General features: G+C 44.0%; 15 protein-coding genes and 1 pseudogene. 6 read left to right on the top strand and 10 right to left on the bottom strand.

Annotation, left to right across the window (positions count from 1 at the left end):
- The 3 genes from IM485_RS15415 to der form a co-directional block, all read right to left on the bottom strand.
- The coding region (locus IM485_RS15415) for an Ig-like domain-containing protein (protein WP_287744184.1) at positions 1–595 on the bottom strand (595 nt) is incomplete at its 3' end.
- A gap of 630 nt (positions 596–1,225) precedes the next feature.
- Positions 1,226–2,101 carry an energy-coupling factor transporter transmembrane component T family protein gene (locus tag IM485_RS15410; RefSeq protein ID WP_287744182.1) on the bottom strand — a complete coding sequence of 292 codons (876 nt, stop codon included), beginning with the start codon at positions 2,099–2,101 and terminating at the stop codon, positions 1,226–1,228.
- A gap of 3 nt (positions 2,102–2,104) precedes the next feature.
- Complete coding sequence (gene der / locus IM485_RS15405; protein ID WP_002741006.1) at positions 2,105–3,463, bottom strand: ribosome biogenesis GTPase Der; 1,359 nt, start codon at positions 3,461–3,463, stop codon at positions 2,105–2,107.
- 380 nt (positions 3,464–3,843) lie between these two features.
- Here der and IM485_RS15400 point away from each other — a divergent pair, with 380 nt between their 5' ends.
- Positions 3,844–4,314, top strand: coding sequence for a DUF4079 domain-containing protein (locus tag IM485_RS15400; protein ID WP_104395263.1), 471 nt, complete (start codon positions 3,844–3,846; stop codon positions 4,312–4,314).
- Between the two features lie 27 nt (positions 4,315–4,341).
- On the opposite strand, the gene IM485_RS15395 is transcribed toward IM485_RS15400, so the two are convergent.
- Together IM485_RS15395 and mutL are read right to left on the bottom strand one after the other, a co-directional pair.
- Positions 4,342–4,473 carry a hypothetical protein gene (locus IM485_RS15395; protein ID WP_287744179.1) on the bottom strand — a complete coding sequence of 44 codons (132 nt, stop codon included), beginning with the start codon at positions 4,471–4,473 and terminating at the stop codon, positions 4,342–4,344.
- A gap of 182 nt (positions 4,474–4,655) precedes the next feature.
- Positions 4,656–6,308 (bottom strand): DNA mismatch repair endonuclease MutL, encoded by a 1,653-nt coding sequence (gene mutL, locus IM485_RS15390; RefSeq protein WP_287744177.1) that lies wholly within the window; start codon positions 6,306–6,308, stop codon positions 4,656–4,658.
- A 243-nt stretch (positions 6,309–6,551) separates the two neighbouring features.
- Here mutL and aroQ point away from each other — a divergent pair, with 243 nt between their 5' ends.
- Positions 6,552–7,007 (top strand): type II 3-dehydroquinate dehydratase, encoded by a 456-nt coding sequence (gene aroQ, locus IM485_RS15385; protein ID WP_108935527.1) that lies wholly within the window; start codon positions 6,552–6,554, stop codon positions 7,005–7,007.
- 24 nt (positions 7,008–7,031) lie between these two features.
- Here aroQ and IM485_RS15380 read toward each other — a convergent pair whose 3' ends face one another.
- From IM485_RS15380 to IM485_RS15365, 4 genes are all read right to left on the bottom strand, one after another.
- A complete protein-coding gene (locus IM485_RS15380) occupies positions 7,032–8,831 on the bottom strand; it encodes an ABC transporter ATP-binding protein (RefSeq protein ID WP_104395265.1) in 1,800 nt (599 codons plus the stop codon).
- A 40-nt stretch (positions 8,832–8,871) separates the two neighbouring features.
- Positions 8,872–9,948: a phosphotransacetylase family protein gene (locus IM485_RS15375; RefSeq protein ID WP_287744174.1), complete on the bottom strand. Its 1,077-nt coding sequence runs from the start codon at positions 9,946–9,948 to the stop codon at positions 8,872–8,874.
- Positions 9,949–9,982: 34 nt separating this feature from the next.
- Entirely contained in the window at positions 9,983–10,360 is a 378-nt protein-coding gene (ebsA, locus tag IM485_RS15370) for a type IV pilus biogenesis protein EbsA (protein WP_104395267.1), read from the bottom strand.
- Between the two features lie 222 nt (positions 10,361–10,582).
- A complete protein-coding gene (locus tag IM485_RS15365) occupies positions 10,583–11,839 on the bottom strand; it encodes a GAF domain-containing sensor histidine kinase (protein ID WP_287744173.1) in 1,257 nt (418 codons plus the stop codon).
- Between the two features lie 388 nt (positions 11,840–12,227).
- On the opposite strand from IM485_RS15365, the gene IM485_RS15360 reads away from it, so the two are divergent.
- The gene (locus tag IM485_RS15360; RefSeq protein WP_046661342.1) at positions 12,228–12,542 is read left to right on the top strand and encodes a DUF3155 domain-containing protein; all 315 of its coding nucleotides are present in this window, start codon (positions 12,228–12,230) and stop codon (positions 12,540–12,542) included.
- A 479-nt stretch (positions 12,543–13,021) separates the two neighbouring features.
- Positions 13,022–14,038, top strand: a complete 1,017-nt coding sequence (locus IM485_RS15355) for a type I glyceraldehyde-3-phosphate dehydrogenase (RefSeq protein ID WP_287744171.1) — start codon at positions 13,022–13,024, stop codon at positions 14,036–14,038.
- A gap of 87 nt (positions 14,039–14,125) precedes the next feature.
- On the opposite strand, the gene IM485_RS15350 is transcribed toward IM485_RS15355, so the two are convergent.
- A complete protein-coding gene (locus IM485_RS15350; RefSeq protein WP_287744169.1) occupies positions 14,126–14,902 on the bottom strand; it encodes an ABC transporter permease in 777 nt (258 codons plus the stop codon).
- 126 nt (positions 14,903–15,028) lie between these two features.
- On the opposite strand from IM485_RS15350, the gene IM485_RS15345 reads away from it, so the two are divergent.
- Together IM485_RS15345 and IM485_RS15340 are read left to right on the top strand one after the other, a co-directional pair.
- A complete protein-coding gene (locus IM485_RS15345) occupies positions 15,029–16,141 on the top strand; it encodes a DegT/DnrJ/EryC1/StrS family aminotransferase (RefSeq protein ID WP_104395270.1) in 1,113 nt (370 codons plus the stop codon).
- A gap of 54 nt (positions 16,142–16,195) precedes the next feature.
- Positions 16,196–16,441: pseudogene (locus IM485_RS15340) on the top strand (IS1634 family transposase); the annotation flags it as partial.
- Positions 16,442–16,581 lie beyond the last annotated feature (140 nt).

The raw sequence follows: 16,581 nt of genomic DNA, 5'->3' as shown, positions 1-16,581 counted from the left end.
CCGCGTCACTGTAGCTATCGGCTGCCACGGACACCGAGCCAATGGTTTCCACAGCATCGTCGGCCGTGAAGATGGCCGTATAGCTGTTGCCATCCACTTGGGTGAAGTCGCTCAGGGTTCCACCGCTGACGTTCACATCACCGGCTGTGAAGCCATTCACAGTTTCGCTGAACTCAAAGGTGACTAGAGAACTGTTAGTTCCGTCGTTCAGGGAAGCATTAACGATATCGACCGTCACTGTGGGTGGGGTATTGTCGTAGGGAACGAAAACAAATTGCCCATCTACCGCCTTGATACCACCAGTGCCATTGACGCTTGTGGCTCTGACACCAAGGGTGACAACACCCTGAGCCAATAACGATTCAATCTCTACCCCTTGATCCTTGCTGTAGCTGTAAGTGTAGGTATTACCCGCAGTCAGAAGATTGCTGCCATTATGCTCCGTTCCCGTTAACCCCGTATCGGAAATCTTGTCGTACCCATCCCAGACGATACCAGTCCCATTCATATTGAGACTGTTATCCTTCGATAACAATCTGATAGTCCCATCCGCCTTGCTATCGCCATTCGACCACCAGAATGCGTTGAGGTCCATTGACCCCTTCTTCATATCAACAGTCCATTGATTTGTGACTGTGTTGTAAGAAGCGGTGAACCAGAGAGCCTGGGTGGTGTCGCCGTATTCCCAGATGTAAGTGCCTTCCTGCAATGTCATAATAAAAATTCCCAATCAACAATTCTATACATACGGCAGATTCAGGCTCAGTCTGGTACATCTTCTAAGTGGAAAGGCTTATCCAATAAGGAGTTATCGGTACAAAACGGACAGAAGAATCGCCGTATCTAAATGATAACAGATTATGTAGCGTGTGTAACCATTTAGGGGGGGGCAAGCAGCCAGTGGCATTGATTCTGTGGAAGGACTCTCCTGGGGTAGCAGAAAGGGAGAATTACTACTCCTCCCAGAGGCGCGAAGGGTTCCTCGGTCATAAATTGCAAAATATTGCGGTTCTGAGAACGCAGGCTCGTCACTACCATCAGCATCTCCGCCCTGAAAGGGTGACAACGAGGTTAAAGTCTAGGCTGGGTGTAGGGTGTGGGGAGTTTTTTGCTGTGAACAGTAAACAGTGAACAGTAAACAGTAATCAGTGCAAAGACAGTAGGAAACTTCTATTTAATACTGCACACTTAAAACTCGCATCTGATAACTGATAACTGATAACTGCTATAAACCCCCCCAAACTAATCGGGCTGCCCAAAAGGGAATTAACAAAAATAAAGCAATAAAATCAGCCGATCTTAACTGTAATTGGTGCCAGCGCACTTGATGCTGATTGGGACTGGTAAAACCGCGAACCTCCATAGCGATCGCTATTTGTTCGGCGCGTAAAAGCAAATTATCTAGTAATTTTTCCACTACTGTTAACCAGACGTTTAAACTTCTTTTAATCCCTAATTTTTGCCAATCGATCGCCCTAGTTCGCACTGCCCTAGCCAGATTTTGCACTTCTTCTAAAACCAGAGGAATAAAGCGCAAAGAGAGGGTCAGAGTCAGAGAAATTTCCGTCACCGGCACATTAAATCGCCGTAAAGGACTCATTAAATTCTCTAAACCTTCGGTAATTTCTTCCGGGGCCGTCGTCAATAAAAAGAGATTAGTGCTATAAATTAAAGTAAAAATTAGGGTACTAATTCTCACTGCTAATTCCAAAGAACGTCGGGTAACAAATAAACGACCTCTATCCCATAAAACATACTGATAATCACTTGCTGGCGGTAAATTCAGCCCTTCCTCTGGTAAACGCGGCTGAATACTCACCGCTAAACCATCGGGAGTGATAGCAGTAATTAAAAAGACGATAATCGCTAAAAATATCAGCCAGCCCATCTGTTGCCGCCAGACGCGGGGAGGAATAGAGGCCAACAGGGTTAACAACATTAACAATCCCACCAAAGCTAAACGCCACCAAGGATTAGCCAATAAAGGTGCTGCTAAAAAAGCCATTAACCAGATAAATTTTACCCGCGCATCTAGTTGATGTAGTCGGGTAATCGGTTGATCGAGATAAAGACCGATGGGCAAACTTCGCAATAAATCCATAAATTAGACCTTGGTGGCTCTATTAACCGTTTTTTCCACTTCCCGCGCCGGTTTGCCGCGCCAGATTAAGCGGATCGGGGTTCCTTTAAAGCCTAACTGTTGCCGGAATTGCCCTTCGATGTAACGGCGATAGTTATCATTAAAGCGCTGGGGATCGTTAACGAAAAGGGCGATTGTGGGGGGTTGACTCGATACTTGCGTACCATAGTATAGTTTCCCCTGTTTTCCGCCCCTGGTGGTGGGGGGATTGTGCCATTTAACCGCATCTTCGATTACATCGTTGATTACCGAGGTACTGACGCGACGACGGTGAGATTCGGCGGCAATATCGACTAATTCGAGGATTTTAGTGACTCTTTGCCCCGTCATGGCGCTGACAAAGATCATTTCTGCCCAATCCATGAAATACAGCCGATCTTGGAGCATTTTGGTGTAAGTATTGATGGTGTAGGTGTCTTTCTCCACCGCATCCCATTTATTGACTACTAGCACCACCGCACGCCCTTCTTCAATGATTCGCCCCGCTAATTTTAAATCCTGTTCGGTGACACCATCTAGCACATCGATGACGAATAACACCACGTCAGACCGGCGAATGGCCTTAAAAGCACGGTTAATACTGAAAAATTCGGCTCCATAGTCCACATTCTTCTTACGGCGAATGCCTGCGGTGTCAATTAACCGATACACCTGTCCTTCTCGTTCGATTAAAGTATCGATCGAGTCTCTCGTGGTTCCCGAAATCGGACTGACGATCGCCCGTTGTTGTCCGGTTAAAGCATTGAGGAGACTGGATTTACCCACGTTAGGACGACCGATAATTGCCACTTTAATCTCTTCATTTTCGGGAATTTCCGCCCCGGGTGGCAAATATTTAATCAGAGCATCAAGTAGTTCACCTGTACCAGAGCCGTGAATGGCTGAGATGGGGAAGGGTTCACCGATGGCTAATTCCCAGAATTCCGTCGCTTGCAGGATACCCTGTTCCACCGATTCACACTTATTAACTGCCAAAAGTATCGGCACATTTTGCTGTCGTAACCAAGCGGCAATTTCTCGATCGCCGGCGGTAATTCCTGCCTGGCCATCGACGACAAAAATCGCCACACTTGCCTCTGCTAGGGCGATTAAAGCCTGTTCGCGGATTAAAGGGAGAAATTCGCTGTCATCGTTAAAAACTAGCCCCCCTGTATCGACAATTTGAAAATCTCGATCGCACCAGAAAGCTGGTTGATAGGTGCGATCTCTGGTAATCCCGGGTTGATCGAAAACGATCGCCTGTTGATCTCCAGCGATACGATTGACGAGGGTAGATTTGCCCACATTGGGACGACCGATAATAGCGACGACAGGCAGTTTCATAAGAGGGGGAGGGGGCGGAAATTCAAGGCCCAATATTCTATCATAGCGATTTGCGATCGACCTTGGTTGATTTAAACGTTGGTTTGAACAAAGATAAGCTGTTCGTAATTTAAATTGCTTGTTGAGACGAGGCAAGAGGCAAAAGGCAAAAGGCAATAGTAAAGGGATTGGGGGAGGTTCGGCTAATCTAAGAATAAGCGGGTTAAATGCGTCCTAGCTTAGTCAGGAGACTATTTTTATTTATTCTCCCCACACCCCACTCTCCTATAGCTTTTAAACGGGATTTAGCATGACAGGTCTAGTGACCCAGAAAACAAGGAAGCGCGAGCGATTCATGTTAATTTTTATTAAGAAGCGATCTTTGATGAGAACAGACAACTATGAACCTCGAGATTCCCAGTGCCGTAAAAACTTGGTCACAATTTGGCCATCCCATTCTCATGTGGGTTTTATTAGGATTAACTATCTATGCGCTCTATTCGGGGCTACAATGGCGACGGACGCGGACAGCAGATAAAGACCTAAAAAAAGAATTATTGCCCAAAAATTTTCGCACTAAACACTATCAAATTGGCTCCCTAATCCTCGCTTTAATGGTGTTGGGGACGATCGGGGGTATGGCGGTGACTTATATTAATAACGGTAAATTATTTGTCGGTCCCCATCTGCTGGCCGGTTTAGGGATGGTGGGTTTAATCTCGATTAGTGCCGCTTTAGTACCTTTAATGCAAAAAGGCAACGAATTGGCTAGAATCACCCATATTACCCTTAATGCCGTCATTTTAGGTCTTTTTGGCTGGCAAGCCTTCACAGGAATGGATATAGTCCAGCGTATTCTCAGCAAAATGTAAGAAAACCTAAACAGAGAGGATGCGTCATCAGACGCATCTAACCCTATGGGAGAAGGGAGAGGAGAATAAATAGGGTCTGCTGAAAAAGTTTGCTGGTGGGTGTGGGGTGTAGGGTGTAGGGTGTAGGGTGTAGGGTTTTACCGATTTTGAGGAGGTCAATTACCTAATTTTCGGGGAAAAAGCACCTGAATTTTCCCCCTGATCACTCCAATGGTCGGCACTTTTTGAGGGAAAAAAGTCTAAAAACCTTATCCAACAAGGTTTTTAGATTTATTCAGCCAACCCTAAATAAAAATAATCTCCTGACTCCTGAATCCTGATAACTGATCACTGATAACTGATTAAATGCCGTGACTTTTGCCGATTACCCAATGACGACGGAAGAAGCGAGCGAGCGAGGTTTCTTCTAAGGATAAGTAAATCGGTCTTCCGTGGGGACAAGTGCGGGGATTACGGGTATTTTGCCAATCATCGAGTAAATTCTGCATTTCTTCTAAACTTAAAGCTGTACCGTTGCGGATCGCACTACGGCAAGCGGTGGCAACCTGAGCAGTTTGTAAATCGCCCCCTAAACTTAATTCTAGTAAAGCATCAGCCCGATCCTCCCGTTCTTTTAGTAGAACAGGAATACTACGAATTGCCCAAGAGCGATCGCCAAAACTGGCAATTTCTAATCCTAAACGTTGTAATTGTTCGACTTGTCGAGTAGTTAACTGATTTAAGATGATCGGAGTATCTAACGGCACGATTTCCCAGTTATCCTCTAAACGTTCGTACAAAACCCGCTCATGGGCAATATGTTGTTCCACTAACCATAATCCGTTAGGATGTTCAGCAACTATATAAGTTTGGTGAATTTGGGCTAATGCCTTTAATTCCAGCCGATTTTTCCTGGATTTTTCCCCTATTGTATAGGTGCTTTTTTCCTCGGCAGCCTTGAGAATTTGACTGACGCGCTGATTTTGCGCTTTTTCGGGTATATGTTCGGGATTTAGTCCTAACGCCTTGTCTATGGCTGAAATTATCTGTTCTTGCCAAAAAACGAGGTTATGCAGGTATATTTCCGCTTTAGCTGGGTGACGATTCCAATCGATCGAACGGGGATTAAGATGTAGATGGAGAAAACAAACGGGATAGCGATCTTTAGGGACTGTGCGAGCGAAAGCTTGAAATATTGCCTGTTCTAACTCCGATGAGCGCACCATTCGCCCATTAACAGCAATTTTAACCCAATCCGGTTGATGGCGAGAAATGCGATCGGGCAAACCAATGACTAATTCAATTTGGGCAGATTCTGCGTCAGGAGTCGTTAAGTCAAGTTTTAGGGCTGCTAAATCGTTAAAATGCAGAGATTTAACTAATTGTGGTAATATTTGACTGGCATCCTTACCCGGACTAATGCGTAACCAATCTTGATGATCTTGGAAAACCTGCCAAGTAATTTGGGGATGACAGAGAGCAAAATTATGAATTAAAGTCTGTATATCCTTTAATTGTTTGTTAATTGACGGTAAAGCTTGACGACGCACAGGAAAGTTACCAAAGAGATTTTCTACCGTGACGATAGTGCCGATAGCGATAGGAATCGTTTCTAAATTATCCGGCTCACCCTGGTGATTGTAAAGACAATAACAACCTAAATCATCGTCATGGCGACTGGCAACCCGCAGACGCGCCACCTGTGCGATACTGTGCAAAGCTTCACCACGGAATCCGAGACTGGTAATCTGCCAAATATCCTCCCGTTGGCGGATTTTGCTGGTACTGTGGGCATAGCTACACAGTTGCAAATCTTCTCTAGACATTCCCCTACCGTTATCCGATACTTGTATTCGCCAATTTTGGGGAGATATATCGATGGTAATCCTATCTGCCCCCGCATCAATGGCATTTTCGACTAATTCCCGCACCACAGCGCCTAAAGAGTCGATTACCTCTCCTGCGGCAATTAAATCGATTACGTCTTGGGGTAAAACTTGTATGGGCAAGGTCATCAATTAATGGTTTTAGCCAAGGGCAAACTCGATATATTGTCGCACAGGGGGTGCATGATTAAGGACTCCGCTCCCTAGCAATTTATCGGCGATCGCTGCTTCCTTACCATCCCGCTGCACCGATCAAATATAGCGATAGTCCTGGAGCAAGTCCAATGATACTAAATCGGCAAAAATGCTGTTGATAGGCAATAATCTCTGATCGAGATAAGATTAATTCTGGTGATGATAGGGAAGACAGTGGTGAATAAACTAAGCATTCTGGTTTTACACGGACCGAATTTAAACCTATTGGGGAAAAGAGAGCCGAATCTCTACGGTAACGTCAATTTAGAAGCGATTAACCAGTTTTTAAGCGAAGAAGCTACCCGTTTAGGGGTGAATTTAACCGCGCACCAGTCCAATCAGGAAGGGCAATTAGTGGACTGGATTCAGCAAGCATGGGGTCAGCATGACGGTATTTTGATTAATGCAGCAGCTTATACTCATACCAGTATCGCCATCCGCGACGCAATCTTAGGCACAAAAATCGCCTGTGTGGAAGTACACTTAAGCAATATTTACAAACGCGAGTCTTTTCGTCATCATTCCTACATTGCCGATATAGCTATCGGACAGATTAGCGGTTTTGGGGCCGAAAGTTATCGGTTAGGATTATGGGCATTAGTCGATTATTTGCAAAAGAATGGGAAAATTTAAGACAAATGCTGGAACTTCGGGGTTTTAAACCCAAATTTTCGATAAACTAGCATAGAGGCCGTCTTTGGTTAATAAATCTTCATGGGTTCCCGATTCGACTAATTCCCCGCGTTTAAGCACAAGAATTCGATCGACATTGCGAATAGTAGAGAGACGATGGGCGATAATAATAGCAGTACGATCGACTAAAATCTGTTCTAAAGCTTCTTGAATTAATACTTCTGTCCCCACGTCTAAACTAGCAGTAGCCTCATCTAAAACTAGAATTTCGGGGTTACGAATAGCGACTCTCGCAAAAGCGAGTAATTGTTTTTGTCCTCCCGACAAATTTGCGCCCCGTTCGCGTAAACGGGTATGATAACCATCGGGTAACTCCTCGATAAAGTGATCGATATTAGTTAATTTAGCCGCTGCCTTCACCTGCTCAAAATCATAATTTTCTCCTAAAGTAATATTGCGAGTAACATCTCCAGCAAAGAGAAAAGTTTCCTGGAGAATCACACCGATATAACGTCTTAATTCCGCTTGGGGAAGGTAACGGATATCGATACCATCCACTAGAATTCTGCCCTTATTTGGTTCATAAAGACGACAGAGAAGACGAATAATCGAACTTTTTCCCGCACCAGTCGGACCGACTAAAGCGACTTTTTCCCCCGGATTAATGGTAAAATTAAGACCTTTAATAATATATTCATCTGGTTTATAACCAAACCAAACATTTTCAAAAATAATCTCGCCAGTTTTAACTTTTTCTGGGAAAGAAATCTCTTTATAATTGTTAGAATCGGTGATTTCAACAGGAATACTCATTAATTCCCCAATGCGTTCAATAGCAGTAAAACCCGATTGAAACATGGTAAATTTTTCGGCAAACTGACGCAGGGGATTAAACAGACGTTGGGAGAATAAAATAAAAGCCGATAGAACCCCAAAATCAATGGTTTTTTGGAGAATAAAAATACCGCCTAACCATAATACTCCTGCCACGGCAATTAATCCGATCCATTCCAACGTAGCTGAGACGGCCGAATCATAAAAAATTGTTTTATCTAGGGAGCGACGATACTGAGTATTGGTAGCGCGAAACATTTCAGCGTTAAAGCGTTCGCGGCGAAATAATTGAACAATATTAACTCCGACTACATTTTCCTGTAATTGGGCATTAAGTTTTGATAATTGCTCGCGTACTTGATAGTTAGCGCTGCGGTATTGTTTTTGAAAAAAGATAATTAAAGCAGTGACAGGAAATAACATCAACACCAACAATAGAGCTAATTGCCATTGCAGGGTAAACATGGTGATGATAATAACTAAAATATTAACCAGATCACTGACAACTCCGATCGCCCCACTAGCAAAAACTTCTCCTAATGCTTCCACATCGCTGGTTAAACGAGTGACTAAACGTCCCACGGGAGAGCGATCAAAAAAACTAGAGGAAAGGGAGGTGACATGGCTAAATAAATCTTCCCGGACATTAGCAGTAATTGACTGACCGACTTTCTGCACTAGATAACCTTGTGTTGTCCCTAAAATCAGTCGTAAAATAATCGCAGCCGACAGGATAATAATTAGGGTATTAATGGCTGCTGTTAAGGGCATTCGAGCCAAAAAATCCCAAGTTTGTTCCTTTTGCAAAAGGGAGACCGCTTGACCGATAATTAAGGGTTGGATCGCCCCCGTGAGAGATAGGGGAAAAAGAAGTATTAATGACCAAAATAGCAGGGCTTTTTGCTTTTTTGCGTAGGGAAGTAATCTTAATAATAAGCTCCAGTCATTTTCTTTGACCGGAGATGACACAGGGGAGGATGATAGACTCATGAAGTGATTTCCAGTGAAATTCTGGGCAGCCGGGGAGAAATTACACCCCTATTGTTAACTTTTCTAACAGGCGATCAATCTGGAAATGTTCCTCCATTAATTCTCGAATACAAGCGACTTTTACCTGTTCCTGTAAGCGAATCTTGCCGAAGGCCTGATCGACGATTTCCACGGTACTGAGAGTATCTAAATTGACCGAGAGAATTGGTACTTCTAAATCCTCAGCCCGTCCCAAAATTAGGGGATCCGGAGAGATGGAACCGGTTAAGATTAAACAGGTGGTAGAAGTTTCTAGGGCAGCTAACTGGAGGTCTGTGCGATCACCGCCCGTGATCACGGCCATATTTTCCCCCTTGCGAAAATATTCTAAAGCGGCGTTGACATTCATCGCCCCGATCGCTAAACTTTCTACCATCCAATCTAAACGATCGGGCCGACATAATACTTTTGCCCCCAAAAGATGGACAATTTCCCGAACACTAATACTACGCAATAATTTACTGGCAGGTAACAGTCCTAAAACTTCCACGCCTTGGCGGGACAAATAGGGTTTCAGGAGAGATTGTACTTCCTCCCAATCATCTTCCGGGATATCACTAATCACTACCCCCAGCAGCTGATTATTTAATTCCTCTCTTGCTTTCAGCAGACTCTCGGCAATTAGGGGAGAACTATAGCGGGCCACCAATAGGATTGGAGTTTGGAGAATTTTGGCCATCTCCCCCATCGATAACTGAAAAATACTGCCTTCCCAGAGAGTCCCCGGCCCTTCGAGGAGGATAATATCACTGTTAACTCGATCGAGATAGCCGGCAAGAATATTGCCGTAGTCCTGTTGATCTACACCTTGCAGACGTTTAGCAACGGAATCCGCATCAGTGTAGATCAGGGGTAAACGCAGCTGATCGGGGGATAATTCTAATAATTGCCGAATAAATTCTACATCCTCATCGACCAATTGCCCATCGACGTATCCCGGACAATTGCCCACTGGTTTGCCGTAACTTATCTCTAGTCCTTTTTGTCGCAAGAGATGCGCTAACCCGACGACAGTTCCCGATTTACCACTGAGGGGTTCCAGGGAAGAGATAAGTATAGATTTGGCTGATTTCGCCACGATTTGCTCCTTTTAACCCGTAAAATCCCGACTTTTATCCTTCAAATCGCAGCAGTTTCCGATAAAATCCCTGCGAAAAGTCGGCTGAACCTAGCTGCTTAAAGGTTTTAATTGCACCGATTAGATATTCGATCAACTCGGCGTTAATAATCGTCATCTCATAGCTTAGGTCGGCCTGTCCTTCAAATTGTAAACGACAACGGGTCAATTCCGAGGGCAATTTTGATACATACCAAGAGGCCACAAAAGGAATCCCTTCGCTATTTTCTATGTGACGACGACCTTCTAAAGATCCTCCTTGATACAAAGCGATCGCATAGGGCAAGATACTATGTTTGTCCTTGGCATAGTAGGGCATATATACTAACACATCAGCCTTATTAGCGGGTTCTAATTGTTCGATCGTCGGCATAATTTAATTAATAGGACAAAATTAACTTTTTGGTTAGGATAGGCACTCATGCAAGGGGCAAAAGGCAAGAGGTAGTTAGATGTGTCTAATTAATTGTCTCTAGCTACTGTTAATTCTTGGGTTCTGGGCCAAGTTACCAGTAAAAATGATATTTTTCTTATATTTTAACCGATCGCCCCCAGAATCTCCTGATCGGGACAATCGGCAGAATTTACGACCAGATCAACTTTCTGTACTGAGGTTATCATCGGGTATAACTGGTATATGAACCCGAAAAACCGTGCCGGGGTAGGGGGAACTTGTTTGCTCAGGATTGGGACTGACAAATTCAATCGTCCCCCCCATGCTGGTAATTAATTCTTTGGCGATCGCTAAACCCAATCCTGTACCCGGTATATCTCCCCCTGCTTGCACTCCCCGGTAGTGACGTTGAAAAATTCTTTCTTGATCACTCCTCGCTATGCCATAACCTGTGTCTTTAAAAACAATTTCTACACTATTCTTAACATTTTTTACCTCGACGGTGACTTTTCCGCCAGCAGGAGTATATTTGAGAGCATTATCAATTAAATTGCTGAATACTTCCCGCAAACCGGGGATATTGGCGCGAATAAGTGGTATGTCTTCCCCGTGAATCGTTTCTAGACTGAGATTTCTCTCTTTGGCTACGGCCTGGGCCGAAAGGAGCAGCGGATCGAGAATATCATGGAGATTGATCGGAGTTAGTTGGCTGCTGCCAGCAGGCAAGAGAAAGGTGGTGGGGGAAGATTGCGCTTGCAGGAGAGGAATATCGACGGTGGGGTAATTTTCGCTTTCTTGCTGAATTTGTGCCTCAAATTCGGCAATTAAGTCCCGAACTCGATCGCTTTCCCTCAATATACCGGTAATGGCGGGATCGTTACCTTCTTCGGCTAAAAGCCTTTTGAGTAGAAGTTTACCAAAGGTTTTTAAAGCGGTAAGGGGATTGCGGATTTGATGGAGAAAGGTATCGAGGCGCTGACGTTGCCATTGTCGATAATAACGTTCTTCTCCCAATTGGCGATCGAGTACACAGGCTAAAGCGAGGGTTTGGGTGATTTTTTCCATCCGGGTTAATTCCCAACTTTGCCAAGGTCGTTTTTCTCTGGTTGTCACCAATAATCCGATCATGCCCTCTTCATACATTAAGGGTAAAAACAAGCGATGACGGCTGACGGTCTCCTGATTACTCCAGAGGTGGGATAAATCTTCTAACTTAACCGCAGTTAACAAGTCGGCCGCCGGTTGCCCTGGTTGTAAGGAAAGCCGCTTTTTTTGGGGAGAAGGGGGATTAAAGGGCGGATAAACAACGACTGGGATTAAATTACTCGATAAAGGTTCAGTTAAATAAACTGCACTTCTGTCCGCTTCCATTTGCTCCCGCAAAAGTTCCATCTGTGCCTGACACAGGGCAATAAAATCATCACTCAGGGGAGTCCGGGAGGGGAAGGAGAAGGGCATACTAAGAAAGTAAAAAGTAAAAAATCAGAAAACCTTGATAAAGCTAGGGTTGCGAGTTTTATTTCCCAGTTGACAGGGGAGAGAATGACTCTCTCCTTGGAGCGAGGGCAGCCAGTAAAAAGCAATTAGGACAAGGGTTTGGTCACTATTTTCGGGGTAGATCACGGTATATATTAAAAAAAGTTTAAGAATAATAAGTTTTGTATCGGGATTTGGGGCTGTGTTTTTGTCAGAAAAACTTAAACATAGTCCCAGTCTAGCTTCTAGTCAAACTTGTTTGTAATTGGCTTTGTGAGAGACACTTGATTTCTTGGTCTAGAAGGGATATAATCGCTACGGCTTTTGTAACTATCATTACAACGATTAGCCAAAACAGGAGGTAATTGGGTTGGCCAGAAAACGGAAACGTAAAAGTCGCCGTCGTCAAGAAGGACGTAAGATACTTGAACTTGTACCCCAGTATAGTATTGAAAGTGGCGAGGATAAACCCGTAACTGCGGCGCGTAAGTATATTCAAGCTATAGGCATTAGCCCACCAGCTTTATTGATTGTTAAGCGTAACGAGCATACAACCGATCGCTATTTCTGGGCTGAAAAAGGACTGTTTGGAGCGCAATATGTGGAGGAAAACCACTTCCTTTTCCCAAGTTTGCGCGACCTACAGCCTCAGCCCGTCAAGGTAGCAGTAGCAGTTGCTAAATAAATCACAGGACTATTAATCTTATCATGGAAAGTGAACTCGTTTACAGAAAAGTAAACGAGTTTTTTTTGAGGATAAGAGGAGCGGGGACCTTTGAGTGATCAGTAATCAGTGAACTGGAAACTCATACTAAATCCGTTAAGTATAGGTAACATATCAGGATAGGCAAAAAGCAAGAGGCAAGAGGCAAAAGGGGGAATAAATAATCAGTTTTTAATAACTGGATTTAGTATCACATCCGATCGCCGAAAAGGCGAACAGCTAAGGAGGGAATGGGGTTATGAGAATCTTTTAGCGGTTATTTAGGCTAATTTTGGCTTTAAATCGCTTTAATCAATCAAATGTCCTCATTTAAACCCGATAGGATTGGTGAGCTAATAAATTATTTTCGATCAGGATCGTAAAGTTCAACCTTTAAGGTATGATTGGGAACATTAATTATTTTTTTATGTATTGCACTAAAACGTAGAGGGCAAGCAGCAGTGATTAGAGTAGCGATCAATGGTTTCGGACGGATTGGACGTAATTTCCTAAGATGTTGGTTAGGACGGACTAATAGTGGCTTGGAGGTAGTGGGGATCAATGATACATCCGATCCCCGGAGTAACGCTCACCTGCTCAAATATGACTCGATGTTAGGCAAACTTAACGCTAATATCGATGCCGATGATAATTCTTTAATTGTTAACGGTAAAACCATTAAATGTTATTCCGATCGCAATCCCCTCAATCTGCCCTGGGCAGAATGGGGTGTAGATTTAGTGATCGAAGCTACTGGTGTTTTCGTCGATGAAGAGGGCGCTTCTAAGCATATTGTCGCAGGAGCTAAAAAAGTCCTCATTACCGCACCGGGTAAAGGTTCGGGTGTAGGAACCTATGTCGTCGGTGTCAACGCTCACGAATACGAACACGATAAATACAACGTCATCAGTAATGCCAGTTGTACCACCAACTGTCTTGCTCCTGTCGTCAAAGTGATTCACGAAAACTTCGGCATCATCAAAGGGACAATGACCACCACCCACAGTTACACTGGTGATCAACGGATTCTGGATGCTAGTCACCGGGATCTGCGTCGCGCTCGCGCCGCAGCCGTTAACATCGTTCCCACCTCCACCGGTGCCGCTAAAGCTGTAGCCTTAGTTATCCCCGCAATGAAAGGAAAACTTAACGGTATCGCTCTGCGCGTACCCACTCCTAACGTTTCTGTGGTAGATTTAGTGGCGCAAGTGGAAAAAAGCACGATCGCGGAACAGGTAAACGAAGTCCTCAAAGAAGCTTCGGAAAATTCTTTGAAAGGAATTCTCGAATATAATGATTTACCCCTCGTTTCCTCTGATTATCGCGGTGTTGATGCTTCCTCGATCATTGATGCTAGTCTCACCATGGTGATGGGTGGCGATATGGTAAAAGTTATCGCTTGGTACGATAACGAATGGGGTTACTCCCAACGGGTGGTTGATCTCGCTGAAGTCGTCGCCAGCAAGTGGAAAAGCTAAATTAGTTATCAGTAAACGGTAATCAGTGAACAGTGGGCGTTAATTAGGAGTCAGGATTGGTTAGTAATAACTGATAACTGATAACTGTTAACTGATAAGTGATAAATTCTCACTGAAAAAGCGCCGATAGATTCCCTCTGTCACCAATTGAGCGGTGATTAGGTTAGCTAGGGCAATCATAAACAGGATCAGTATCTGGTAGGAAGCGGCGTTTAAAGGTTCACTTCCTGCCAATACCTGTCCGGTGAACATTCCGGGCAAACTGACTAAACCCACTACCATCATCTGATTGAGGGTAGGGATTAAACTAGCTCGAATCGCTTCTTTTTGATAAGCTGCGATCGCCTGTTGAGGGGTTGCCCCCAAACAAAGATGGGTTTCGATTTCTAAACGGTGACTTTTAATGGCACTGCTTAATCTCTCCCCGGCTAAAGAGGCACTATTCATGGCATTGCCTAACACCATCCCCGTCAAGGGAATTAAGTATTGGGGTGAGTACCATTGTTCTGGTTGAATGATTAAAGCGATCGCATAACCTAAAGTTAGACAGCTACTAATCAATAAAGAGCCGAAAACTAGGGGTAATAAGCCTTTATCTCGGCTATCAATGCGATTTTTAGCAACAATAGTCGCGATAGTCATCATTACTGCCAAAATCCCCAGCACGGCTAGAGGATTATCCAAGGAAAAAATAACGGCGATAACGTAGCCTACCACTAATAATTGCAGGATCGATCGACCAGTCGCTAATAATAATTGTCCCTCTAGGGCTAAATTTGACCAACGGGAGAGGATTAAACAAATACCCATCATCCCCAAAGCCCAACCCAAATCCACCAGATTTAGTTCTACTAATCCATCCATAAAAATAAAAGAAACAAATTAAAAGGATACTTCATCTATAGATAGCAAGTTTATAATTATTTTTGACTAATTATTCCTTTTTTTCCCCAACAAATCCCGATTAGTCTCTAATTTGAGTGAAAGCGCGTGAGTAAAATTCCCCCCGTCGATTTATCCCGTCAATACCAAGTCATCAGCGAAGAAGCTAACCATGCCGTTTTAGAAATCCTCCGTTCTGGGCGCTATATTGGTGGCGAAGCTGTGAGCGAATTAGAACGACAATTTGCCCTCTATCACGGTGTTAGCGATTGTGTCGCCTGTAATTCGGGAACCGATGCCCTTTATCTGGCACTGCGCGCCCTCGGTATTCAAGCGGGGGATGAAGTAATTACTTCCACTTTTTCGTTTATTGCCACCGCCGAAGCGATTAATTTAGTCGGGGCAGTGCCTGTTTTTGTCGATATCGATATTAATACTTTTAACCTCGATGTGGCACTGTTGGAAAAAGCGCTTACTCCCCAAACTAAGGCGATTATCCCAGTACACCTTTTTGGGCAATCTGTCAATATGTCTGAGGTGGTAAATTTCGCTCGTTCCCATAATTTATTTGTAATCGAGGATTGCGCTCAGGCAACGGGAGCAGAATGGCATGGGCAGAAAGTGGGGAGTATCGGCGATATTGGCTGTTTTAGCTTCTTTCCCACCAAAAATTTAGGCGGTTGTGGCGATGGTGGCGCAATTACCACCAATAACCCCGAGTTAGCGGCACAAATTCGCATGGTTAAAGAACACGGCAGCAAGGTGCGTTATCTCCACGAGGTAATCGGTGTCAATAGCCGCTTAGATGCCATTCAAGCGGTTATTTTGCAAATTAAGCTAAAATATCTCGATTTTTGGAATAATCAACGGATCGAGATTGCCCAACGTTATCGAGAATTACTGCAACCTTTGCCTAATATCACTTTACCCACCGCTTTAGCCGGGGGTAAGCACGTTTGGAATCAGTACACAATCCTAACGGAAAATCGTGACCAAATTCGGGCAGCTTTGCAGGAAAAAGATGTCCTATCTATGGTTTATTATCCGATTCCTCTGCATTTACAGCCAGTTTATCAGTATTTAGGCTATAAAAAAGGCGATTTACCCGTGGCTGAATTGGCCAGTGAAAAAGTGTTATCTTTACCTATGTTCCCCGATTTAAGCTTCGAGGAACAACAACAGGTAGCCTATGCGCTGAAAGATTGTTTGCATAGTTCCTGAGTTATCAGTGGGAATTAGGAATTAGGAATTAGGAAGTCGGGAGAAAAAAGCGGCGGGGGTATAGCCCAAAGATGGTTGCTAGTTGAAAGTCAAGCTAGAAAAGAATCAGACTGGAAAAAATTAGAGAAAAAAATCGAGCAGGAAAAGAAAACAGCCCAAGAAAAAATCCGGCAACTATCCCGAGGAGAATTTGAGAATAGAGCGGTGGCGTTGGCGATAGCCAAAGGATTATCTGACTCCTTAAAATATCATCGGTTAACTGAGATTCAAGGGAATTACTTTCCACCTGACTCGAAGAAATGGTTCTTCCGAACTTACACTGTAGAAAATTCCCCAAGCTCCCTCTCTGTCCAGCAATGCTCTAAAGTTGATAAATATCAATCTAACAAAAACTCAAAGCCCTATTGTACAAACTTTACAAGCATGAGTTGTTGATAGTT

Source organism: Microcystis sp. M169S2, assembly GCF_020245865.1.
GTDB lineage: Bacteria > Cyanobacteriota > Cyanobacteriia > Cyanobacteriales > Microcystaceae > Microcystis > Microcystis ichthyoblabe_A.
The sequence above is the reverse complement of the archived record's forward strand: the minus strand, read 5'-3'. Positions and strand labels throughout refer to the sequence as shown.

Bases quoted from the DNA above. Each gene is read 5' to 3' on its own strand.
- IM485_RS15410 (WP_287744182.1), bottom strand. From the start codon at position 2,101: ATGGATTTATTGCGAAGTTTGCCCATCGGTCTTTATCTCGATCAACCG.
- der (WP_002741006.1), bottom strand. From the start codon at position 3,463: ATGAAACTGCCTGTCGTCGCTATTATCGGTCGTCCCAATGTGGGCAAA.
- IM485_RS15400 (WP_104395263.1), top strand. From the start codon at position 3,844: ATGAACCTCGAGATTCCCAGTGCCGTAAAAACTTGGTCACAATTTGGC.
- mutL (WP_287744177.1), bottom strand. From the start codon at position 6,308: ATGACCTTGCCCATACAAGTTTTACCCCAAGACGTAATCGATTTAATT.
- IM485_RS15380 (WP_104395265.1), bottom strand. From the start codon at position 8,831: ATGAGTCTATCATCCTCCCCTGTGTCATCTCCGGTCAAAGAAAATGAC.
- ebsA (WP_104395267.1), bottom strand. From the start codon at position 10,360: ATGCCGACGATCGAACAATTAGAACCCGCTAATAAGGCTGATGTGTTA.
- IM485_RS15365 (WP_287744173.1), bottom strand. From the start codon at position 11,839: ATGCCCTTCTCCTTCCCCTCCCGGACTCCCCTGAGTGATGATTTTATT.
- IM485_RS15350 (WP_287744169.1), bottom strand. From the start codon at position 14,902: ATGGATGGATTAGTAGAACTAAATCTGGTGGATTTGGGTTGGGCTTTG.